The following is a 16,961-nucleotide window of genomic DNA, read 5'->3' as shown; positions in this document are numbered from 1 at the left end:
TCTCCCGCGTCTTTCGTGGGCCGCTTGACCGAGGAGTGTCGCGGTGGGTCATCTGCCAGGAGCCGTTGTCGGCATCAGTGTCGGCGTCATTGTGACGATCCAATTGTCGGTGCTCATCCTGGCGATCGTCGTCGACCGCAACCGGATCCGTCGACAGGCTGCCGTGGCGGTTGCGGCGAAGCGGGCACAACTGCACCGCCGGCACCCGGTCGACGACCTGTTTCGCGAGATCGGAACAGGGTTGCCGGCCTTGGCCGGATCGTTGGCGTGCCAGTTGCGTTCGCCCCTGGCCGACATGTCCGCTGAAGCCGAGTCACTGCATCGTGAGGCTCCGCACCTGTTCGACGAACATCGCGTTCTTCTCGAGAACGTCAGAGCCGGAATACGCCGCCTGCAGGAGGCGACCGAGGCTCTGCTGGAGTACGCCACGGCGGACAGCATTCCGCTGTCGCTCACTGACGTCGACCTCACAGCGCTGGCCGCGTTCGTGGTCGCCGACCGTTGTGCTCTGAGCATCGGGCCGGTCCCGCGTGTCCTGGTGAGCCCTCTGCCCACGGTACGCGGGGATGCGGCTCTCCTCCGACAGGCACTCGACAACCTCGTCAGGAACGCCATCGAGCACGCGATTCCGGGACGGCCGGCTCAGGTGACGATCGCCGCCGCCCAGGTAGGCCCCTCGGCGTGGCGTATCGAGGTCATGGATCGTGGTGTCGGGATCACCACCACGAACCGGGCACATCCATTCGCGGCCTTTCGGCGTGGCCGCGACGACCGCAGGTCTTCCAGCGGCACCGGCCTGGGGTTGGCCGTGGTCGAGCGGGTCGTCCAGCGCCACGGTGGTAGCACCGGAGCCGACGCGGTTCCGGGCGGCGGCGCTCGGTTCTGGTTCACCCTCTCTGCCGGAGGGCCGGTTGATCAGTGGTGAGCCGTCGGCTCGCCGCTCTGGGGTCGAAACTTCGGGCCGGAACACGGGAAAGGCGGGGCGTGCTCCGTGCGCCGCCGGCCAGACGCGAAAGTCTTCCGGTGAAGGATTCAGGACTGAATCTTTCGCACCGAATGTGGTGCACAGCGACAGGCCATCGCCGCTGGTCAGGCCCCGGTTCCTCCCCGAACACCGACGAACGGAGACTCGACGATGCGAGACACCGCCACCGCCTCCCGCCGGAAACACACGATCCTGACCGTCACCCGCGACACCGGGACGCGAGAACTGATCAAGTTCATGCTCCGCACGGTGGGATTCAACACCGCAGAGGCCGTGGACAGCCCGAGCGCGATCGAAACGATCCACCGATCACGCCCGGACCTGGTGATCCTCGACCAGGACCTGGATCGTTCGAACTGCCTGGCCACCTGCTTTCGCATGCGGGGACTCGACGCAACGCACGCCGCTCCGATCCTCATCCTGGCCGACCGGATCGCGGAACTGGACCCGTCCGTCGCGCGCTCCGCCGGTGTCGCCGGATTCGTGCCGAAGCCGGTGCGCATGCCGGACCTGGTGGAGTCGGTTGGCCTGCTGCTGCCATGGCGTCGTGAGCGGAAGTCCAGGATCTCGCTGCCGTTCGGGCCGCAACGCCACACGCGGTGACTCGCTCCGGTCGGCTTCACGCCGGCGGGTCGGACTGTTCCAAACCACCGTTGGTGACGATCCGGGACAACAGGAGGTGCAGCGTCCGGCGATCGTCGCGATCGAACAGCTCGTACAGACCGGCCACGGACCGTTCGAGATCCAACCGCGCGCAATCGACGAGATCGACACCGGCATCGGTGATCGCGACAAAGGTCGTGCGCCGATTGTCTTTCGGCCGCCAGCGCCTGACCAGCCGACGGTTGTTCAGCTGCTCGGTGGCGATCGTGGCCGACGACGCCGCAAGGCCGCTCCGACGGGCGTGCTCGCCCAGTGGCGCCAGGTCGCCGTCTCTCGTCCGGTACAGCTCGGTCAGCAACCACCAGGCGTTACGGGTGAGACTGTAGCGTTCGAGCACCTCGCCGAACGGCCCGTCGAGTGTGCGCCCGGCCTGCACGATGATCCTGCCCAGAACCGTGGCAGTGACCTCGACGTCCGGCATCCCGCCATTGTCTCCCCGGACCCGTCGGCCTTTGCTTCGAACCGAAAACTTCAGTCCGGAAGCGGCATCCGGTGGCTCGGCCGGGGCCACCTCCGGCGAACCGCCGGGTCACCGAATGAAGCTCGTGGCCCGCGCCGCCCGGATCAGACGATCAACCCGCCTTTCCGGCGCCACCCCACCTGGAACTAAAGATTCACTCAAGTAATCTGCCGAACATTGTGGAAGGCCACCTCACCTCAAGAGAATTTCCGATATCAGGCGGAGCCGGACGGTCATCGACTCCGATCCGGCGGGACCGGCATGGAGGTATTCCGATGAGGCTGACGCGTCGTTCCACGGCATTGATCCTGGCCGCGCTGACCATTCTCGGTCCGGCGCTCTCCGGCTGCAGCTCGGACGCCGACGTGGCCTCGGAGAACCTGTCCAAGGCGGCCGAGGACTTCAAGATCAACCGCCGTGTCGTGTTCTACAACGGGATCACCGACAGCTACATTCTCTCGATCGAGGGTTTCTGCTCGGTCGAAACCGAGGAGGGCAACAAACTCACCGTCACCTGCAAGGTCGGCGACGACTACAAGAAACACTTCCTGGGACGCTCGGACAACGTCACCTGGTTCGCCGAACAAATCAGCGCGGCAAATGTCAGCACCGACCATTACAAAGTCTACTTCAAGCCGTCCAGCATCATTTCGGACGTCGACGTCAAGTAGGGTGACGGCATGGATCGGGTGGATGCCGGGGTGCTGTCCGTCGCCTACCGGCAGGAGGGCCCGCCGGACGGCTGGCCGGTCGTGCTGTCACACGGTTTCCCCTATGACATCCACGCCTACGACCAGGTCGTTCCGACGCTGACGGCACACGGCGCCCGGGTCGTCCGGCCATACCTGCGGGGCTTCGGCCCGACCCGGTTCCGATCCGACGGCACGATCCGCAGCGGACAACAGGCCGCCCTCGGCTCCGACCTGATCACCCTGATCGAGGCGCTGGGCCTGACCCGACCGATCGTGGCCGGATACGACTGGGGCGGTCTGGCCTCGTGCGTCGCCACCGCGCTGTGGCCGGAGCGGGTGGCCGGTCTGGTGTCGCTGGCCGGCTACGACATCATCGACATCGAGCGGCAGCGGCACGCCTTCGACCCGGCCGTCGAGCATGCGGTGTGGTATCAGCATCTGTTCCAGACCGACCGTGGCCGGGCCGGGCTGGCCACCCACCGCCGGGACCTGTGCCGGATGCTGTGGCGGCAGTGGTCACCGCGGTGGGAGTTCGACGAGGCGACGTTCGCGCAGACCGCCGCCTCGTTCGACAACCCCGATTTCGTCGACGTGGTCGTCCATGCCTACCGGCACGCGCTCGGGCAGGCCGCGGGCGATCCGGCCTACGACGACCTGGAGGCGCGTCTCGCCGCCCGGCCGACGATCACCGTGCCCGCGGTGACCCTGGACGGTGCCACCGACACGCTGAAGCCGGGCGGGACCGCCGACCACGCTGCGATGTTCGAGGCCCGTCACGAACACCGGCTGATCGACGCCGGACACAACATCGCGCAGGAGGCGCCGGCCGCGTTCGCGGACGCCGTGCTCACGGTACGGCGATGGCTGATCTGAGTCCGCTGATCAGCCATCGGAAGGCGGGGATCGCGGTGGGGCCGGGGTCACGGCCCTGCAGCACGGCGGTCAGGGTCCAGAAACGTTCCAGGGACGGGTCGGCCAGCAGTTCCAACTGGTCGGCCAGGGCCTCGCGCATGCTGGGCCGGGTCGTTTCGACGATGCGGTCGACGATCTCGCGGCCCCGTGGTGAGTCGGGCGTGATGTCCTCGGCCAGCGCGTGACCGGCCAGCTCCAGCACGGCCGGGCGTAGGTCGTACCCCAGCAGGTCTTCGGATTCGGCGGTCAGCATCCGTCGCAGACGGTGCGTGAAGGCCGGATCGGTGACCAGGTCGGCCAGTTCGATCCAGGCGTCGACCTGGTCGGCGGTCGGGTCGTCCGGGAGCAGATCGGGGATCTCACGCATCCACTCGCGGACCGTCTCGGCATCGGCGTCGAGAGCGAGCCCGTCGAAGGTGCGGTCGACGAAGTCGCGGAGAGTCCGCTGTCGTTCGGTCACCGACAGGTGGGCGAGTTTACGCATGTGCACGGCCTCCTCAAGAGTGCTGCCTCGTCTGGCCACTGTGCTCAGCACCGCCCGACGCAGGCGCAACGTGCGTATCTCGGCGTCCAGGGCGGCGACGTGGACCGCGGCCACCCGTGCGAGGGTCGTCTGCTCGGCCATGATCTGCTGGATGGCCTCCAGTCCGAGCCCGAGTTCGCGCAGGGTCAGGACGAGTTCGCAGCGGAGGACGGCCGCGTCGTCGTACAGCCGGTAGTTGCCGTTGGTACGCCCGGTCGGCGGCAGGATGCCGATGTCCGACCAGAAACGGACGGTACGCACCGGAAGCCCGACGCGCTGAGCAAGCTGCCCGATGGTGCGCAGGGTGGGTGTCTCGTCCGGCTCACCATCGTTCATGCCCGAAAGGATTCACCTTCCAGCCGGTGGAGAGTCAAGCGGTGCGTCAGCCGGCTCGGAAGCCGAGGCTGCGGGCCCCGGTCAGCCGGCTTGGAAACCCAGCGCACCGGCCCCGGTGGTCAGCGCGAAGGCGATCAGCATGGCGAAACCGATCAGAAGACCGAGCCCCAGCCCGGTGACCAGGACGGTCCGTCCCACGGTGAGGGAGCTTTCGAGGATCGCGCGCCCGATGCTCGGGTAGACGATCGGGGCGAACTGGAAGGGCGGGAGTTCGATGCGGGGTGCGCTCATGCCGATAACGATGGGCCCGCCACCTCAAGCCCACCTCCAGCCGCCGTCAAACTCCGCGCAGCAACGAGACCGCCGGGACGATCACCCGCCACTCGCCGCCTCAGCATCGCCCGCCGGACCGCCGCCGCCTGCCGCCTCGACGACGCCCGCGGTTTGCGGTGTGGGAGCAGAATGCTCCCGGTGAGACTTCGGAAGACGGTGGTGGCGGCCGGTGTGGCAGGGCTGGCCGCGGGGGCTGAGCTGGTGCTGCGGCGGCGTCGGCCGCGGACCGCGCACGGGCGTTATGCCGACTGGGTTCATCCCGGTGGGCTGCCCGGCCGGCCGCTGGCGGTGCTCGCCAACAGCCGGGTCGCGCGGGCCGTGTGTGAGGTGTTTCCGGTCCCGGCGATGGTCAGTGACATCACCGGTGTGGTGTATGTCAACTACGTCGTACCGGCGGCCCGGCTGCTGCCCCTCGTCCCGCCCGGTTTGGAACTGCAGCGCGTCGGACCCGGCGGTGAGCAGGCCGTCTTCACCTTCCTCAGCTACCGGCACGGGCATCTCGGGCCGGCGAAGGCCGGACCGCTGCGGCGGCTGCTGCCGTCGCCCGTCCAGTCGAACTGGCGGATCTACGTACAGGATCCGCACACCGGGTACACCGGGGTGCATTTCGTGACCACCGCCGTGGACAGTGCGGCGCATGCGCTCGGCGGGCGGCTGCTGTGCGAGGCGCTGCCCATGCACCTGCTGGACCACGCGGAGATCAAGACCGAGGACGACGGCACGGTACGGCTACGTCTGGAACCGGGCTCGGGCAGCGCCCCCGACGCCGACGCAGTGCTGGCCCCGGCGCCGGAACCGACCGGCGGGCCGTGGGAGTCGGCCTTCGGCACGTACGACGACATGCTGAAATACGTCGTGCACCAGGATCGTGCGCTGTCCGTCCAGCCGTGGCGCCGCTGGGTGACCCGCCAGGAGATTCAGCTCGACCTGACCCCCGACGACTGCCGGCCACTCAGCGGCCCGATGCGGTCGGCTGCGGCCAGGGCTCTGGTCGGCGACGCCGAGCCGATCAGTTTCCTGGTCCCCCAGGTGACGTTACGGTTCTGGACCGAGGAGCACGACCGGCGAATCACCGACCGAACGAGCCAGACCCGGTAAACGCGAAGCAGCACCATCGGCGAATCACCGACCGAACGAGCCAGCCCCGGTAAACGCGAAGCAGCACCACCGGCGGATCACCGGCTGAACGGGCCGGTCCCGGTGAACGCGTATGTCGCGAACCGGGCGCCGATCAACTGGTGTGCCTCGGCGCTGGGGTGCAACGCGTCAGGGAGTGGGAGCTCGGTGGCGTCCTCCGGGCCGTACAGGCTGGTGCCGTCGAGGTAGTGCAGGTGCTTGTCGGCCGCGCGGCGCTCGGCCAGGGATCGCAGCTCCCGCCGGATCACCTGCAGCGTGAGACGTCCGAGCGCGACGTCGCCGGGAGTGCCGGTGGCGATGAACCGCACCTGACCGGTACCGATCGAGGTGGGGTCGATGGCACCCGGGCCGGGCGTCTCCTCGTGGATGCCACAGAACAACGGTGAGATCAGGATGAGCGGCACATCCGGATGCCCGTCCCGGATCGTGTCGAGGAAGCCGTGCACCGCCGAGACGAACGTGCGAACCCGCATCCCGTCGAGATTCACCACGTTGATGCCGAGCTTGACGCTGATGTAGTCGGCCGGGGTGTCGCGGATGACGCGGGCCACGAACTGGTCGACCATCGCGCTGCCGCCGAACCCGAGGTTACGCAGCTCGGCACCGGCCCGCCGGGCGGCGACCGCGGGCCAGATCTCACTGGGCGCCACCGCGTTCGACCCGTGGCTGATCGAGCTGCCGTGGTGCACCCACAGCGGCCGCACCGGCTCGTCGGGCTCGATCGTCGCGTCGGCCCGCAGGTCGACCAATTCGACGCTCTCGTTGTGCGGCAGCCAGATCTCGACGTGATGATCGCCGTTGGACAGGCCGGACACCGTGGTCGTATGCGGCGACCCGGCGTGGAAGGTGGTGCCGCCGGTGCCGAGGTCGACCTCGACCCGGTCGCCGCCGGTCAGCTCGTCACGCAGGGTCAGCACGCCGTCGACGTAGACGTCGACGCGGCCACGTGGGCGTTCGGCGCCGACGTAGGCGATCCGACTCGGGTGGGTGACGAGGTCGAAGCGGGTCGCGGGGGTACGGAAGACCAAGCGCACGCCCGAAGGCTGACTCTCCATCGACAGCAGCTGGCCGTCGGGGAACTGCTCGCGCACCCAGGTGGGCAGCCGGTGTGGTCGCAGGCCACGCGCGGTGGTCTCGGTCTCGGCGTGGCCGCGGAGCAACTCGGGTCGGACGGACATCAGGAATCCCCTTCAGGCCAACTACGGAAAGCGCTGTCGAGCACATCCAGCGCGCGCTGCCAGGACGTGTCGACGGCGGGTGCCCGGTGGGCGATGCTGCCGTTGGCCTCCAGCGCGAGGAAGCCGTTGATCGTCGCGGCGAGCAACCGGGTGGCATGCACGAGCTCGGCCTCCGGCAGGGCGTAGCCACGCAGCATCGCCAAGGTCAGGTCGGCCACCCGGGCGGCCGGCTCGGACCGGACCGTCCCCTCGGTGGCGGGGCGCTGCAGAGCGGTCCAGCGGCCCGGGTAACGCCGGGCGTAGTCGCGATGCGCGTCGGCCAGCGCGGCCAGCGCGTCGCGCCCGGACCGGCCGCCGATGGCGAGCGCGATCCGGTCGGCGAGCTCGGCCAGCGCGAGCTGATGGATGAGCTCGAGCAAGGCTGGTCGGTCGCGGATGTGCGAGTAGAGGCTCGCGGTCTGCACCCCGAAACCACGGGCCAGCGCGGACAGGGAGAGCGTGTCGAATCCGTCCCGGTCGGCCAGCTCCGCCGCGGCCGCGATGACGGCGGCGGTGCTCAGGTGCGCTCGTGCCATACCCCTACGCTACACTATGTAGGTGAAAACCTAAAAGCTTTAGGGAGCGAGGGGCAGGAGACCACAGCGGTACGCCCAGATGCCCGTCTGCAGGCGGTCCCGAGCGCCGATCTTGGTCATTGCTCGGCTCAAGTGGCTCTTCACAGTGCTCACCTCGACGGTCAGTTCGCCGGCGATCTCCGCGTTGGACAGGCCGCGGGCCAGCAGCCGGACGATCTCGGCCTCGCGGGTGGTGAGCAGGTCCGCACCGGTTCCGGTCGGGATCGCGGTTCGGCGCCGGGCGAACTCGACGATCACCCGCCTGGTGACCGCGGAGTCGACCATCCCCTGCCCGGCGGCCAGCCTGCGGATCGCGTCGAGAAGGGTGTCCACGTCCGCGTCCTTGAGCAGGAAGCCGCTCGCGCCCGCTTCGAGCGCGCCGAACACGTATTCGTCCAGCTCGTAGGTGGTCAGCACGAGCACCGCGGGCGCCGGATCGAGGGTGCCGACGATCTCCCTGGTCGCGGTCAGGCCGTCGCCGCCGGGCATCCGCACGTCCATGCAGACCACATCGGGTTTCAGAACCCGGGCCATCCGGACCGCCTCGGGGCCGTCGGCGGCCTCACCGACCACGGTGATGTCGCCGGCCAGCTCGATCAGCGACCGGAAACCGGCGCGCAGCATCGGCTGATCGTCAGCGAGCAGGACGGTGATCACGCGTCGGCCCCGGTGTGCTTACCGGCTTCGGTCTGCGTCCCGGCTCCGGAATGCATGTCGGCGCCAGGCCGCGGGGCGGCTTCGCCGCGCGAGAGGGTTCCCGGTTGCGGGACCGCTTCGACGCGCGGGACGGCTTCGGAGCCCGAAGCGGCTTCGCCGCGCGAGAGTGTTCCCCGTTGCGGGACCGCTTCGACGCGCGGGACGGCTTCGGAGCACGAAGGGGCATCGCGACGCGGAACAACTTCAGACCGCAGGACGGCTCCGCTACGCGGGACAGCTTCGGCACGCGGGACGGCTCCGCTACGCGGGACAGTTTCGGAGCGCGGAAGGGCTTCGCTACGCGGGACGGCTTCGGGGTGGGGGACGGCGAGCCGGACCCGCCAGCCGCCATCCGGCGTCGGACCCGCCTCGAGTTCGGCGCCGATCAGCGAGGCCCGTTCCCGCATGCCGATCAGCCCGAATCCGCGGCGGGGCCGGTCCTGGCGGGCGGGCATCCCGGCGGCCGGGCCGGCGGCCGGGCCGGCGGACAGGCCGTTGTGGATCTCCATCGTGGTCTCCTGCTCCCGGTAAGTGAGCGCGATCGTCACCGCCGCACCAGGCGCGTGGTCACGCGCGTTGGTCAGCGCCTCCTGCGCCACCCGATAGAGCGCCAACTCCACAGCCGGATCCTGGACACCCGGTGTGCCGTCGACGGTGAGCACCGCCCCACCGCCGGACGCCAGCCGGTCGATCATGGCGAGGCCGCTGCCGTCCGGCAGATCCGGGTCGGCGCCGTCACCGTCGCGCAGCGCGCCGACGATCAGCCGCAGATTGTGCAGCGTGTTGCGGCCCTCGTCACGGATCGCGGCCGCGTGCCGCCGGGCCGCCTCCGGGTCGCGGTCCAGCAGGCGCTCGACCAGGGTGGCCTGCACGATCAGCGAGGTGAGGTGGTGCGCGGCGACATCGTGCAGGTCACGGGCGGTCCGGGCGCGTTCGGCGGTCAGCACCGCCTCGGTCCGCGCCCGGTGCGCCTCGGCGTCGGCGGCCGCACCGGCCGCGACCACCTCGGTGTACCGGCGGCGCATGGCCAGATGCGAGCCGAGCAGGGCGGCACCGATGTACAGCACCAGCGACAGGCCCAGATGCACGACGATCCGGGTGAGATCCAGCGCCGGATCCCCGAGTGGCGGCAGGGCCAGCACGGCGTACCCGCCGATCTCGACGACCGCGGTGACCACCGCCAACCCGATGGCGGTACGGGTGGCCAGCACCGTGCCGCAGGTGTAGACCGCGATGGCGGGCCCGAAGCCGCGCACCCCGGCACCCGCCGGTGAGGCGGCGGCGATCGCGATCTGCAGCACCAGCATCGCCGCCAGGCACCACACCGGCCTGACCCGGCGCACGCTGATCAGCAGCGTCTGTGCGGTGATCAGCGCCAGCACGAGCGGACCGGTGGGGCCGACCGGCCCGGGGAGCCAGAGCAGCACCGCGGTGAACGGCACCGCGACCACGGCCAGTGCGGTGTCGTGGATCAGCGTCCTGCGCATCGTGGTGACTCCTCGTCCCGGTCCGGTCGTGCCGACGGTCAGCGGTGGCGGCCCAGCCAGGTGGTGATATCACGCAGCACCGCCGGGTCCGGATTCCCGGGTACCGGCTCGTACTCGGGCGTGACGTTCATCAGGTGGCTGACGCCGGGGTAGGTGATCAGAGTGTGGTCCCGGTTTCCGGCGGCGGCGAGGGCGGTGTCGGTGACGATCGCGCCGCGGACCACGGTCTGGATGTCGGTCTGGCCGTTGAGTAGCAGCACCGGGCCGTCGTAGCGGGGCAGGTCCCGGGCCGGGTTCGGGAAGCGGCCGATGTCGGTGAGGTATCTCGCGAGCTGTTCCGGCATGCCGGGCAGGTTCGGGTACCGGTCGAAGCCGACGGCCGCGCGGATGACCGGCTCGATCTCGGTGTCGATGGTCAGCTCACCGTCACCGTCGGCGTCGGTGGCCGGGTTCTCCAGGATGGCCCGGTATTGGGCGGTGACCGCGTCGGGTCGGCCGAGCAGGCCGTTCGCCGTCTCCTCCGGGGTGAGCCGGCCGTCGCCGTCGAAGTCGAACTCCTCGTGCAACTGGCCGAGCGTACGGCCGACCGCCTGGTAGTAGATCACCTGACGCGGGGTGCCGCCGACGACACCCATCGCGACGACTCCGGCGGGCCGGGTGATGCCGTGGGCGCGCGGGTCGGCGGCCAGGTTGGCGGCGACCTGGGTGCCCTCGCTGTGTCCGAGCAGGAACACCCGGCCCGGGTCGACCCGGTTCGAGGTGGCGGCGAAGCGTACGGCGGCGGCCGCGTCCCGTACCGTCTGCTCATAGGGTTCGGCGAAGTCGAGGTCGGCCGGATCATCGCTCAGCTGCGGTCCCACACCGACTACGCCGCGTTTGTTGAAGCGCAGCACGGCGAAGCCGTCACGGTTGATCGCCCGGGCCACCGACTTGAGCGTGGCCACGCCCGAAGCGAGGGTCTGGTCCATGTCGTTGCGGCCGCTGCCGTGCAGCAGCACCACCACCGGCAGGCGGCCCTTGGCGCCTCTGGGGTAGGTGAGCTCGCCCGCGGCGGACCACCCGCCGTCCATCGGGATGGTGACCGTCTCGCGGACGATCCCGGCCCATTCACCGCTCGGCTTGCCGGTCGCCTCGGCGCCCGCCGGCGGTGTCAGGCTGAGGGCGAGGACGGCGGCGGCCAGTACGGCGACCTTCTGGTGTCTCATGTGGTCTCCCCTGGTCGGTGTCGTTTCGACACCGTTGAGCCTGCCGCCGGGGCGTGTCCGGCCACATCCGGCGCAGGCGGGAAACCGGGCTTGCGACTTGCGATGGAGGCGGGTGGCCGCGCGGAGGAGTACGGAAAACCGTTGGTCTTTTCCGCGCGCGTGGATCAGCATGCGCCGGTGGACGTTTACCTGGACACCGAGCGCCTGACCCTGCGCCGGTTCACCGCCGACGACGTGGACCTGCTGATCGAGCTGGACAGCGATCCGGCGGTCATGCGCTATCTGACCGGAGGTGAGCCGACCCCGCCCGAGCACTATCGCGAGCGGGGTCTGAACAACATTCTGCGCAGCTACGAGCTGTGGCCGGGTTTCGGGCTGTTCGCGGCGCACGCCAAGGACGGCGGCGCCTTCATCGGGTGGTTCATCCTGTGTCCCGAGGACCGGGACAGCCCGCTGGACGAGGTCGAGATCGGCTACCGGCTGCGCCGGGCGGAGTGGGGCAAGGGGTACGCCACCGAGGGCTCCCGGGCGTTGCTGGCCAAGGCGTTCACCGAGCTCGGCGTGAACGTGGTATGGGCCGCGACGATGTCGGTGAACGCCGGTTCCCGGAGGGTGTTGGAGAAGGCCGGGCTCACGGTGACCGGTCCCCTCGACACGCCTGCCGACATGCAGGCGGTCGAGGGTGCCGAGCTCGGCGGTTTCCGGTACGAGATCACCAGGAAGCAGTGGGAGCGGCGTTAACCGCCGATGCTGGGGCGCAGCTGCCACTGCTGGTCGTCGGTGTTGTTGTCGCGGTACTGCTGGACGTCGGCGCTGTCGGCGGTGGACATGCCGTCGACGGCGAGCAGTTTGCCGCTGTGCCGGTTGACCAGCTTGTAGTTGCCGTCCCCGGCGTCCACCGGCAGCCACAGATGGTCGGCGGTGCCGTTGTCGTCGTACTGGACGACCTGGGCGCTGTCGGCCGTCGACATGCCGTCGACGCCGAGGACCTTACCGCTGTTGAGGTTCTTGATCCGGAAGTATCCGTCGCCGTTGTCGATCAGCTCCCAGCGGTGGTCCCGGGTGCCGGTGTCGCTGTACTGCTGGACCGGGGCGCTGTTCGCGGTGGACGCGTCGTGGACGGCGAGGAGCTTTCCGCTGTGCCGGTTGAAGATCTTGAAGGTGGGGCGGGACCAGACCTGCAGTTCGCTGAGCCCCCAGCCGACGCCGCCGCCCCGGTTGGGGGCCAGCACCCGCAGCCGTGACGTGGTGACCGGCGCGAACGTGTGCCGGGTGAGCCCGTTGGCGATCGGTGACGTGCCGGTGGTGATGGTCTGCCACTGGCTGCCGGTCCACTGCTGCAACTCGTAGCTCGTCGGGACTCGTACCCCGCCGCCGTCGTCGTAGAAGTAGAGGCGAACGTCGTCGACGACCACCGGACGGCCGAAGTCGACACCCACATGATCACTCGCGTTCGGTGAGCTGTAGCTGGTCCATCTGGTGTTCTGCGGGACGTTGTTCTCGAAGATGTTGCCGTCGATGGTCCGCCAGGCGTTGTCGACGGTGAACGTGTAGGACGCGAACGGCTGGGTGGATCCGTTGCCGTGCCGCTGCGGGTTGGCGGCGATGTTCACCCGCTCCCCCGTCGGCGGCGCCACCGGGGTTCCGACCGCAGCGGTCAACGGCGTCAAACCCGGCTGCGCCGCCTGCTGTACGCCGTCCACGAACACTTTCAAGCCGGCGCCACGCCCGTACCGGCTGCCGGTCCGGTCCCAGAGAACCGTCAGGTTGTGACCGTGGTAGGGCGCGTTCTCCAGCAGGAAGTAGTCCCAGGAGGCGGGCGCCAGCGGCTTGACCGTGACCGCGTCGTCGGCCCGGGCGTCCACGCCGATCAGCCCGGCGATCACGTTGTCGACGAAGGTGGAGTGGTTGTAGTCCTCGCTGTGCCCGCCGCCGTCGTAGATCCACCGGTTCTCGTCCGGGTGGTGCGCCTCGGCGACGTACGGCACGCCGTTGCGGTACTGGGTGAGCGCATACTTCCGCAGCAGGTCGACGTAGTCGGCGCGGTCCGCGTACGGCTGCGCCGGATAGTCCTGCAACAGATTCGCCAGACCGGTCAGAACCTGCGAGGTGGCGTACGGCCACGACGGCCCGTTCCAGCGGCAACAGCCGTTGAGCGCGTCCCGCATGAACTGCGGGCTGCGCCGTTCGGCGGTGGTCGGCCCGTACGCCGAGTAGAAGCCCTGCGGGTCGGTCACCTGGGCCCACGCCACCGACCGGCTCGCGTCCGGCATGTCGAACATCCACGGCACGAACCCGATGTGCTCGCGGGTGTCGAGCTTGGCCAGGTTCGGGTTCTGGTCACGCATGACGTGGTAGTAGAAGTTGCGCCCGCCGTCCCACAGCCGGGCGTCCATGTTCGTCTTCAGCGCCGCCGCCCGCGAGTGGTACAGGTCGGCGGTGGCGGTGTCCCCGCGCAGCGCGGCGATGCTCGCGATGGCCCGCGCGTCGCCGTACTGGTAGGCGTTGATGCTGGGCCGGTATCCGGCGCCGCCGTGGTAGGGGTCGCTGGACTGGTAGGACGCGGCCGACAACTCGCTGGCGTCCCAGACCGGCACCTGCCAGTACAGGCCGAGGGCGGCGTTGTACTGCACGTTCCATCTGTCGTAGAAGCGCTGCAGAGCCGACTGCTGGGCGGTCACGAAGGCCCGGTCGCCGTTGGCGAGGTACCGGTTCCACACCGCACTGGCCGCCCAGAAGCTGTACTCGTGACCCCAGTCGGTGGTGTTCGGGTTGACCTCCTCGACCGCCGGTTTGGGACCGGCTCCGGGGCCGGTCAGCCAGTAGTTGATGTAGTCGTCGAGGTACTGACCGTTGCGTACCCACCGGCCCTCGGCGATGTGGTGACCGGCGGCGGCCGAGATGCCGCCGTAGGGTGCCCCGTAGGAGACCGGGTTCAGGAACTCGCTGGAGATCCAGCCGAACTGCGGCCCGGTGTAGACCAGGTGCTCCTTCCAGGTCTTCCACCGGTAGTAGTAGACGTCCTGGATCTGCCGGTCGGGCACCTCGAGGAACGGGATGTTGGCCCGGTACCAGGCGGGGTCGTTGAACCCGCCGACGAAGCTGTCCTTGTTCAGAAATGTGGTGCCGGTACCGACCGGTGGAAGCGGGCCGGGCGGATCCACGGCGACTGCCGGACCGGCCCCGGCGAGGGCCATGGTGAGGGCGCTGACGCAGGCCAGCACGGATCGAAGACGCATCGGCGGACTCCTCGGTGACAGGCGCGCGGCATCTGTAAGGAATCCAACCTGTTGAATGTGTCAGGTGTCAATCTCTGATGGAACCTGAGCGAAAATGTGGCGCTCGGCGAGCCACGCGGTGAACCGGTCGGCCGGCAGCGGACGACTCAGGTGGTAGCCCTGCACCAGATCGCAGTCCCAGTCCCGCAGCCGGTCCAGCGCGGCCTCACTCTCCACCCCCTCGGCGATCATCCGCATCCCGAGGTTGTGGGCCAGCTCGACGGTGCTCTTCACGATCGCCGCGCTGCGCGGGTCGGTGTCACAGTGCGTCACGAACGCCCGGTCCAATTTCAGGTCGTCCACCGGCAGCGCGTGCAGGTAGGCCAGACTGGAGTAGCCAGTGCCGTAGTCGTCCACGGCCAGCCGTACGCCCATCTCCCGCAACTCCTCCAGCACCGCGGTGGCCCGGGCCGCGTCCCGCATCAGGATCTCCTCGGTGACCTCCAGATGCAGCGCGGCCGGCGGCACCTCATACCGCGACAGGGCGTCCGCGACATGCCCGGGCAGCGTGGTGTCCTGCAGGTTCGACGCGGACAGGTTCACCGCCACCACCAGGTCCAGACCGTCGGCCCGCCAGTCCCGGCTCTGGGCCAGCGCGATGTCCAGCACCTGCAGGGTCAGCCGGCCCATCAGACCGGCGTGCTCGGCCAGCGGCAGGAACACGTCCGGGAACACCAGGCCCCGGCGCGGGTGATCCCATCGCACCAGCGCCTCGACGCCGGTCACCGTGCCCGAGGCGAGATGCATCTGCGGCTGGTAGTGCAGGGCCAGCTCACCCCGGTCCAGACCGACCCGCAGCTCCTCCAGCGTGGTCAGGCGCTGCCGGCCGGCCACGTCGTCGGCCGCCCCGGTCGCCAGCGCGACCCCACGATGATCGTTCTTCGCCACGTACATGGCGTTGTCGGCCTGCCGCAGCAGCATGCTGTGGTCGCTACCGTGATCCGGGTGAACCGCCACCCCGATGCTGGCGTCCACGTGCAGCGCGATCTGGTCCAGGTCGAACGGCCGGCGCAATGCGGTGAGCAGGCAGACCGCGACCTTCTGGGCACGGACCGGGTCGGCGTTCTGCATGATCACACCGAACTCGTCGCCGCCCAGCCGGGCCAGCGTACCCTCGGTGCCGATCGCCTCGGACAGCCGCTTCGCGACCATCCGCAGCAGCCGGTCGCCGAGGTGGTGGCCGAAACTGTCGTTGATCTCCTTGAACCGGTCCAGGTCGATGATCGCGACGGCCAGCGGCACCGGCGGGTCGCTCTCCGAGAGACTGCGCCTCAGGATCTCCAGGAACCGGCGGCGGTTGGGCAGCCCGGTCAGGTCGTCGGTCCGGGCCTGCCGGCGCGCGTCGGAGAGCTTCTCCACGGTCCGCACGGTCAGCAGCATCCGCACGATCGCCCCGGTGATCGCGGTGGCCGCCAGCACACTGCTGACGAACGGCAGCGGATGCGCCCGCCAGTTGTCGCTGAGCAGCAGGAGCATCGACGCGTAGGCCAGCGCCGCCGGCAGCACCATGCCGACCAGGGCCCGCGCCGGACGCCGCTCCGAGCTGCTCTGCGGCGTCTGCCAGGCGGCCAGCACGATGACCGCGAGCGCGACGGTCCACAGCACGTCGGTCCAGCCGCTCGGCAGGTAGACGCCGCTGTTGGTCTCCAGCATCCGCAGCGCGTTGGCCACGGTATTGATGCCCATGCCGGTCAGCAGCAGTGTCCAGACCCGCTCCAGGCGCCAGTTGCTCAGCGCCCACGAGCCGAGCAGCACCCCGGCCAGCACGATGTCGGACACCGGGTAGGCCACGCTGACCAGCATCGACAGCCCGACACCGAACGACTCGGCGGTCACCCCGGTCAGGAACGCCACGGACGCGAACGCGGCCGCACAGGACGCGGCGATCAGGCCGTCCAGCCACGTGGACAGGCTGATCCTGGACTGCCGGGCGCGCAGCAGCAGGTAGACGGCGCCGTAGGCGAACGGGTAGTAGGCCAGCCACATCCCGTCGGCCGCCGACGGGTACGGCATCGGATCCAGATGGACGACGACGGCGATCCAGTAGACCGTGCCCGCGGCGTAGAAGGTCAGCCCACCGGCCATCAGCAGCCAGGCACCCCGGTCCTCGCGCACCAGCGCGGCCCGCGCCCAGACCAGCGCGGCGGCCAGCAGATAGACCGCGTCCTGGAGGGCGTTCCTGGTCCCCGAGTGCCCCTCCAGCCACGACCGCACCACCGGAACGGCCGCCAGGATCTGGGCGACGAGCAGCACGACACCGAGCCCGAAGGCGGCCCGGAGCCACCATCGGCCACGCGCCGACGCCATCGTCAAGGAAGCCACAGACACCTGATCGGTAGAACGGTTTGTACGGATGAGGCTAACCGGCCACCAACCACCGGCACCGCGGTTCCCCCTGAGCAGGCATCGGCACCCGAAACAGCACCTGGCCTGCTACGATCCCGCGCTGACAAGATCAACGA

General features: G+C 69.5%; 16 protein-coding genes. 6 read left to right on the top strand and 10 right to left on the bottom strand.

Going from position 1 to position 16,961, the window contains the following annotated elements; genetic code table 11:
- Positions 1-43: 43 nt before the first annotated feature.
- Together Q0Z83_RS10835 and Q0Z83_RS10830 are read left to right on the top strand one after the other, a co-directional pair.
- Positions 44-925, top strand: coding sequence for a sensor histidine kinase (locus Q0Z83_RS10835; RefSeq protein WP_317793723.1), 882 nt, complete (start codon positions 44-46; stop codon positions 923-925).
- Positions 926-1,135: 210 nt separating this feature from the next.
- Complete coding sequence (locus Q0Z83_RS10830) at positions 1,136-1,588, top strand: response regulator (RefSeq protein ID WP_317793722.1); 453 nt, start codon at positions 1,136-1,138, stop codon at positions 1,586-1,588.
- Positions 1,589-1,604: 16 nt separating this feature from the next.
- On the opposite strand, the gene Q0Z83_RS10825 is transcribed toward Q0Z83_RS10830, so the two are convergent.
- Complete coding sequence (locus Q0Z83_RS10825; RefSeq protein WP_317793721.1) at positions 1,605-2,069, bottom strand: MarR family winged helix-turn-helix transcriptional regulator; 465 nt, start codon at positions 2,067-2,069, stop codon at positions 1,605-1,607.
- Positions 2,070-2,383: 314 nt separating this feature from the next.
- Here Q0Z83_RS10825 and Q0Z83_RS10820 point away from each other — a divergent pair, with 314 nt between their 5' ends.
- On the top strand, positions 2,384-2,779 hold the full coding sequence (locus Q0Z83_RS10820; protein ID WP_317793720.1) for a beta-sandwich lipoprotein: 396 nt from the start codon (positions 2,384-2,386) through the stop codon (positions 2,777-2,779).
- Between the two features lie 9 nt (positions 2,780-2,788).
- Positions 2,789-3,673: an alpha/beta fold hydrolase gene (locus Q0Z83_RS10815; protein WP_317793719.1), complete on the top strand. Its 885-nt coding sequence runs from the start codon at positions 2,789-2,791 to the stop codon at positions 3,671-3,673.
- Here Q0Z83_RS10815 and Q0Z83_RS10810 read toward each other — a convergent pair.
- Together Q0Z83_RS10810 and Q0Z83_RS10805 are read right to left on the bottom strand one after the other, a co-directional pair.
- Complete coding sequence (locus Q0Z83_RS10810) at positions 3,648-4,571, bottom strand: MerR family transcriptional regulator (protein ID WP_317793718.1); 924 nt, start codon at positions 4,569-4,571, stop codon at positions 3,648-3,650. The genes Q0Z83_RS10815 and Q0Z83_RS10810 overlap by 26 nt on opposite strands.
- 81 nt (positions 4,572-4,652) lie before the next feature.
- Positions 4,653-4,862 (bottom strand): hypothetical protein, encoded by a 210-nt coding sequence (locus Q0Z83_RS10805; RefSeq protein ID WP_317793717.1) that lies wholly within the window; start codon positions 4,860-4,862, stop codon positions 4,653-4,655.
- 180 nt (positions 4,863-5,042) lie between these two features.
- Between Q0Z83_RS10805 and Q0Z83_RS10800 the strand changes: the two genes are divergently transcribed.
- Positions 5,043-6,002 (top strand): DUF2071 domain-containing protein, encoded by a 960-nt coding sequence (locus Q0Z83_RS10800; RefSeq protein WP_317793716.1) that lies wholly within the window; start codon positions 5,043-5,045, stop codon positions 6,000-6,002.
- Between the two features lie 77 nt (positions 6,003-6,079).
- Here Q0Z83_RS10800 and Q0Z83_RS10795 read toward each other — a convergent pair whose 3' ends face one another.
- The 5 genes from Q0Z83_RS10795 to Q0Z83_RS10775 are packed head-to-tail and all read right to left on the bottom strand — an operon-like array spanning position 6,080 to position 11,221.
- Positions 6,080-7,219, bottom strand: coding sequence for a GDSL-type esterase/lipase family protein (locus Q0Z83_RS10795; protein WP_317793715.1), 1,140 nt, complete (start codon positions 7,217-7,219; stop codon positions 6,080-6,082).
- On the bottom strand, positions 7,219-7,794 hold the full coding sequence (locus Q0Z83_RS10790; RefSeq protein ID WP_317793714.1) for a TetR/AcrR family transcriptional regulator: 576 nt from the start codon (positions 7,792-7,794) through the stop codon (positions 7,219-7,221). The genes Q0Z83_RS10795 and Q0Z83_RS10790 overlap by 1 nt, the downstream gene beginning before the upstream one ends.
- Before the next feature lie 39 nt (positions 7,795-7,833).
- Complete coding sequence (locus Q0Z83_RS10785; protein WP_317793713.1) at positions 7,834-8,490, bottom strand: response regulator transcription factor; 657 nt, start codon at positions 8,488-8,490, stop codon at positions 7,834-7,836.
- Entirely contained in the window at positions 8,487-10,016 is a 1,530-nt protein-coding gene (locus tag Q0Z83_RS10780) for a sensor histidine kinase (protein WP_317793712.1), read from the bottom strand. The genes Q0Z83_RS10785 and Q0Z83_RS10780 overlap by 4 nt, the downstream gene beginning before the upstream one ends.
- A gap of 38 nt (positions 10,017-10,054) precedes the next feature.
- Complete coding sequence (locus Q0Z83_RS10775) at positions 10,055-11,221, bottom strand: alpha/beta hydrolase (RefSeq protein ID WP_317793711.1); 1,167 nt, start codon at positions 11,219-11,221, stop codon at positions 10,055-10,057.
- Between the two features lie 177 nt (positions 11,222-11,398).
- Here Q0Z83_RS10775 and Q0Z83_RS10770 point away from each other — a divergent pair, with 177 nt between their 5' ends.
- Complete coding sequence (locus tag Q0Z83_RS10770; RefSeq protein ID WP_317793710.1) at positions 11,399-11,962, top strand: GNAT family N-acetyltransferase; 564 nt, start codon at positions 11,399-11,401, stop codon at positions 11,960-11,962.
- On the opposite strand, the gene Q0Z83_RS10765 is transcribed toward Q0Z83_RS10770, so the two are convergent.
- Positions 11,959-14,460, bottom strand: a complete 2,502-nt coding sequence (locus Q0Z83_RS10765) for an MGH1-like glycoside hydrolase domain-containing protein (RefSeq protein WP_317793709.1) — start codon at positions 14,458-14,460, stop codon at positions 11,959-11,961. The genes Q0Z83_RS10770 and Q0Z83_RS10765 overlap by 4 nt on opposite strands.
- A gap of 60 nt (positions 14,461-14,520) precedes the next feature.
- Positions 14,521-16,821, bottom strand: coding sequence for a putative bifunctional diguanylate cyclase/phosphodiesterase (locus tag Q0Z83_RS10760; protein ID WP_317793708.1), 2,301 nt, complete (start codon positions 16,819-16,821; stop codon positions 14,521-14,523).
- Positions 16,822-16,961: the final 140 nt, after the last annotated feature.

The organism is Actinoplanes sichuanensis (assembly GCF_033097365.1).
Taxonomy (GTDB): Bacteria; Actinomycetota; Actinomycetes; order Mycobacteriales; family Micromonosporaceae; genus Actinoplanes; species Actinoplanes sichuanensis.
The sequence above is the reverse complement of the archived record's forward strand: the minus strand, read 5'-3'. Positions and strand labels throughout refer to the sequence as shown.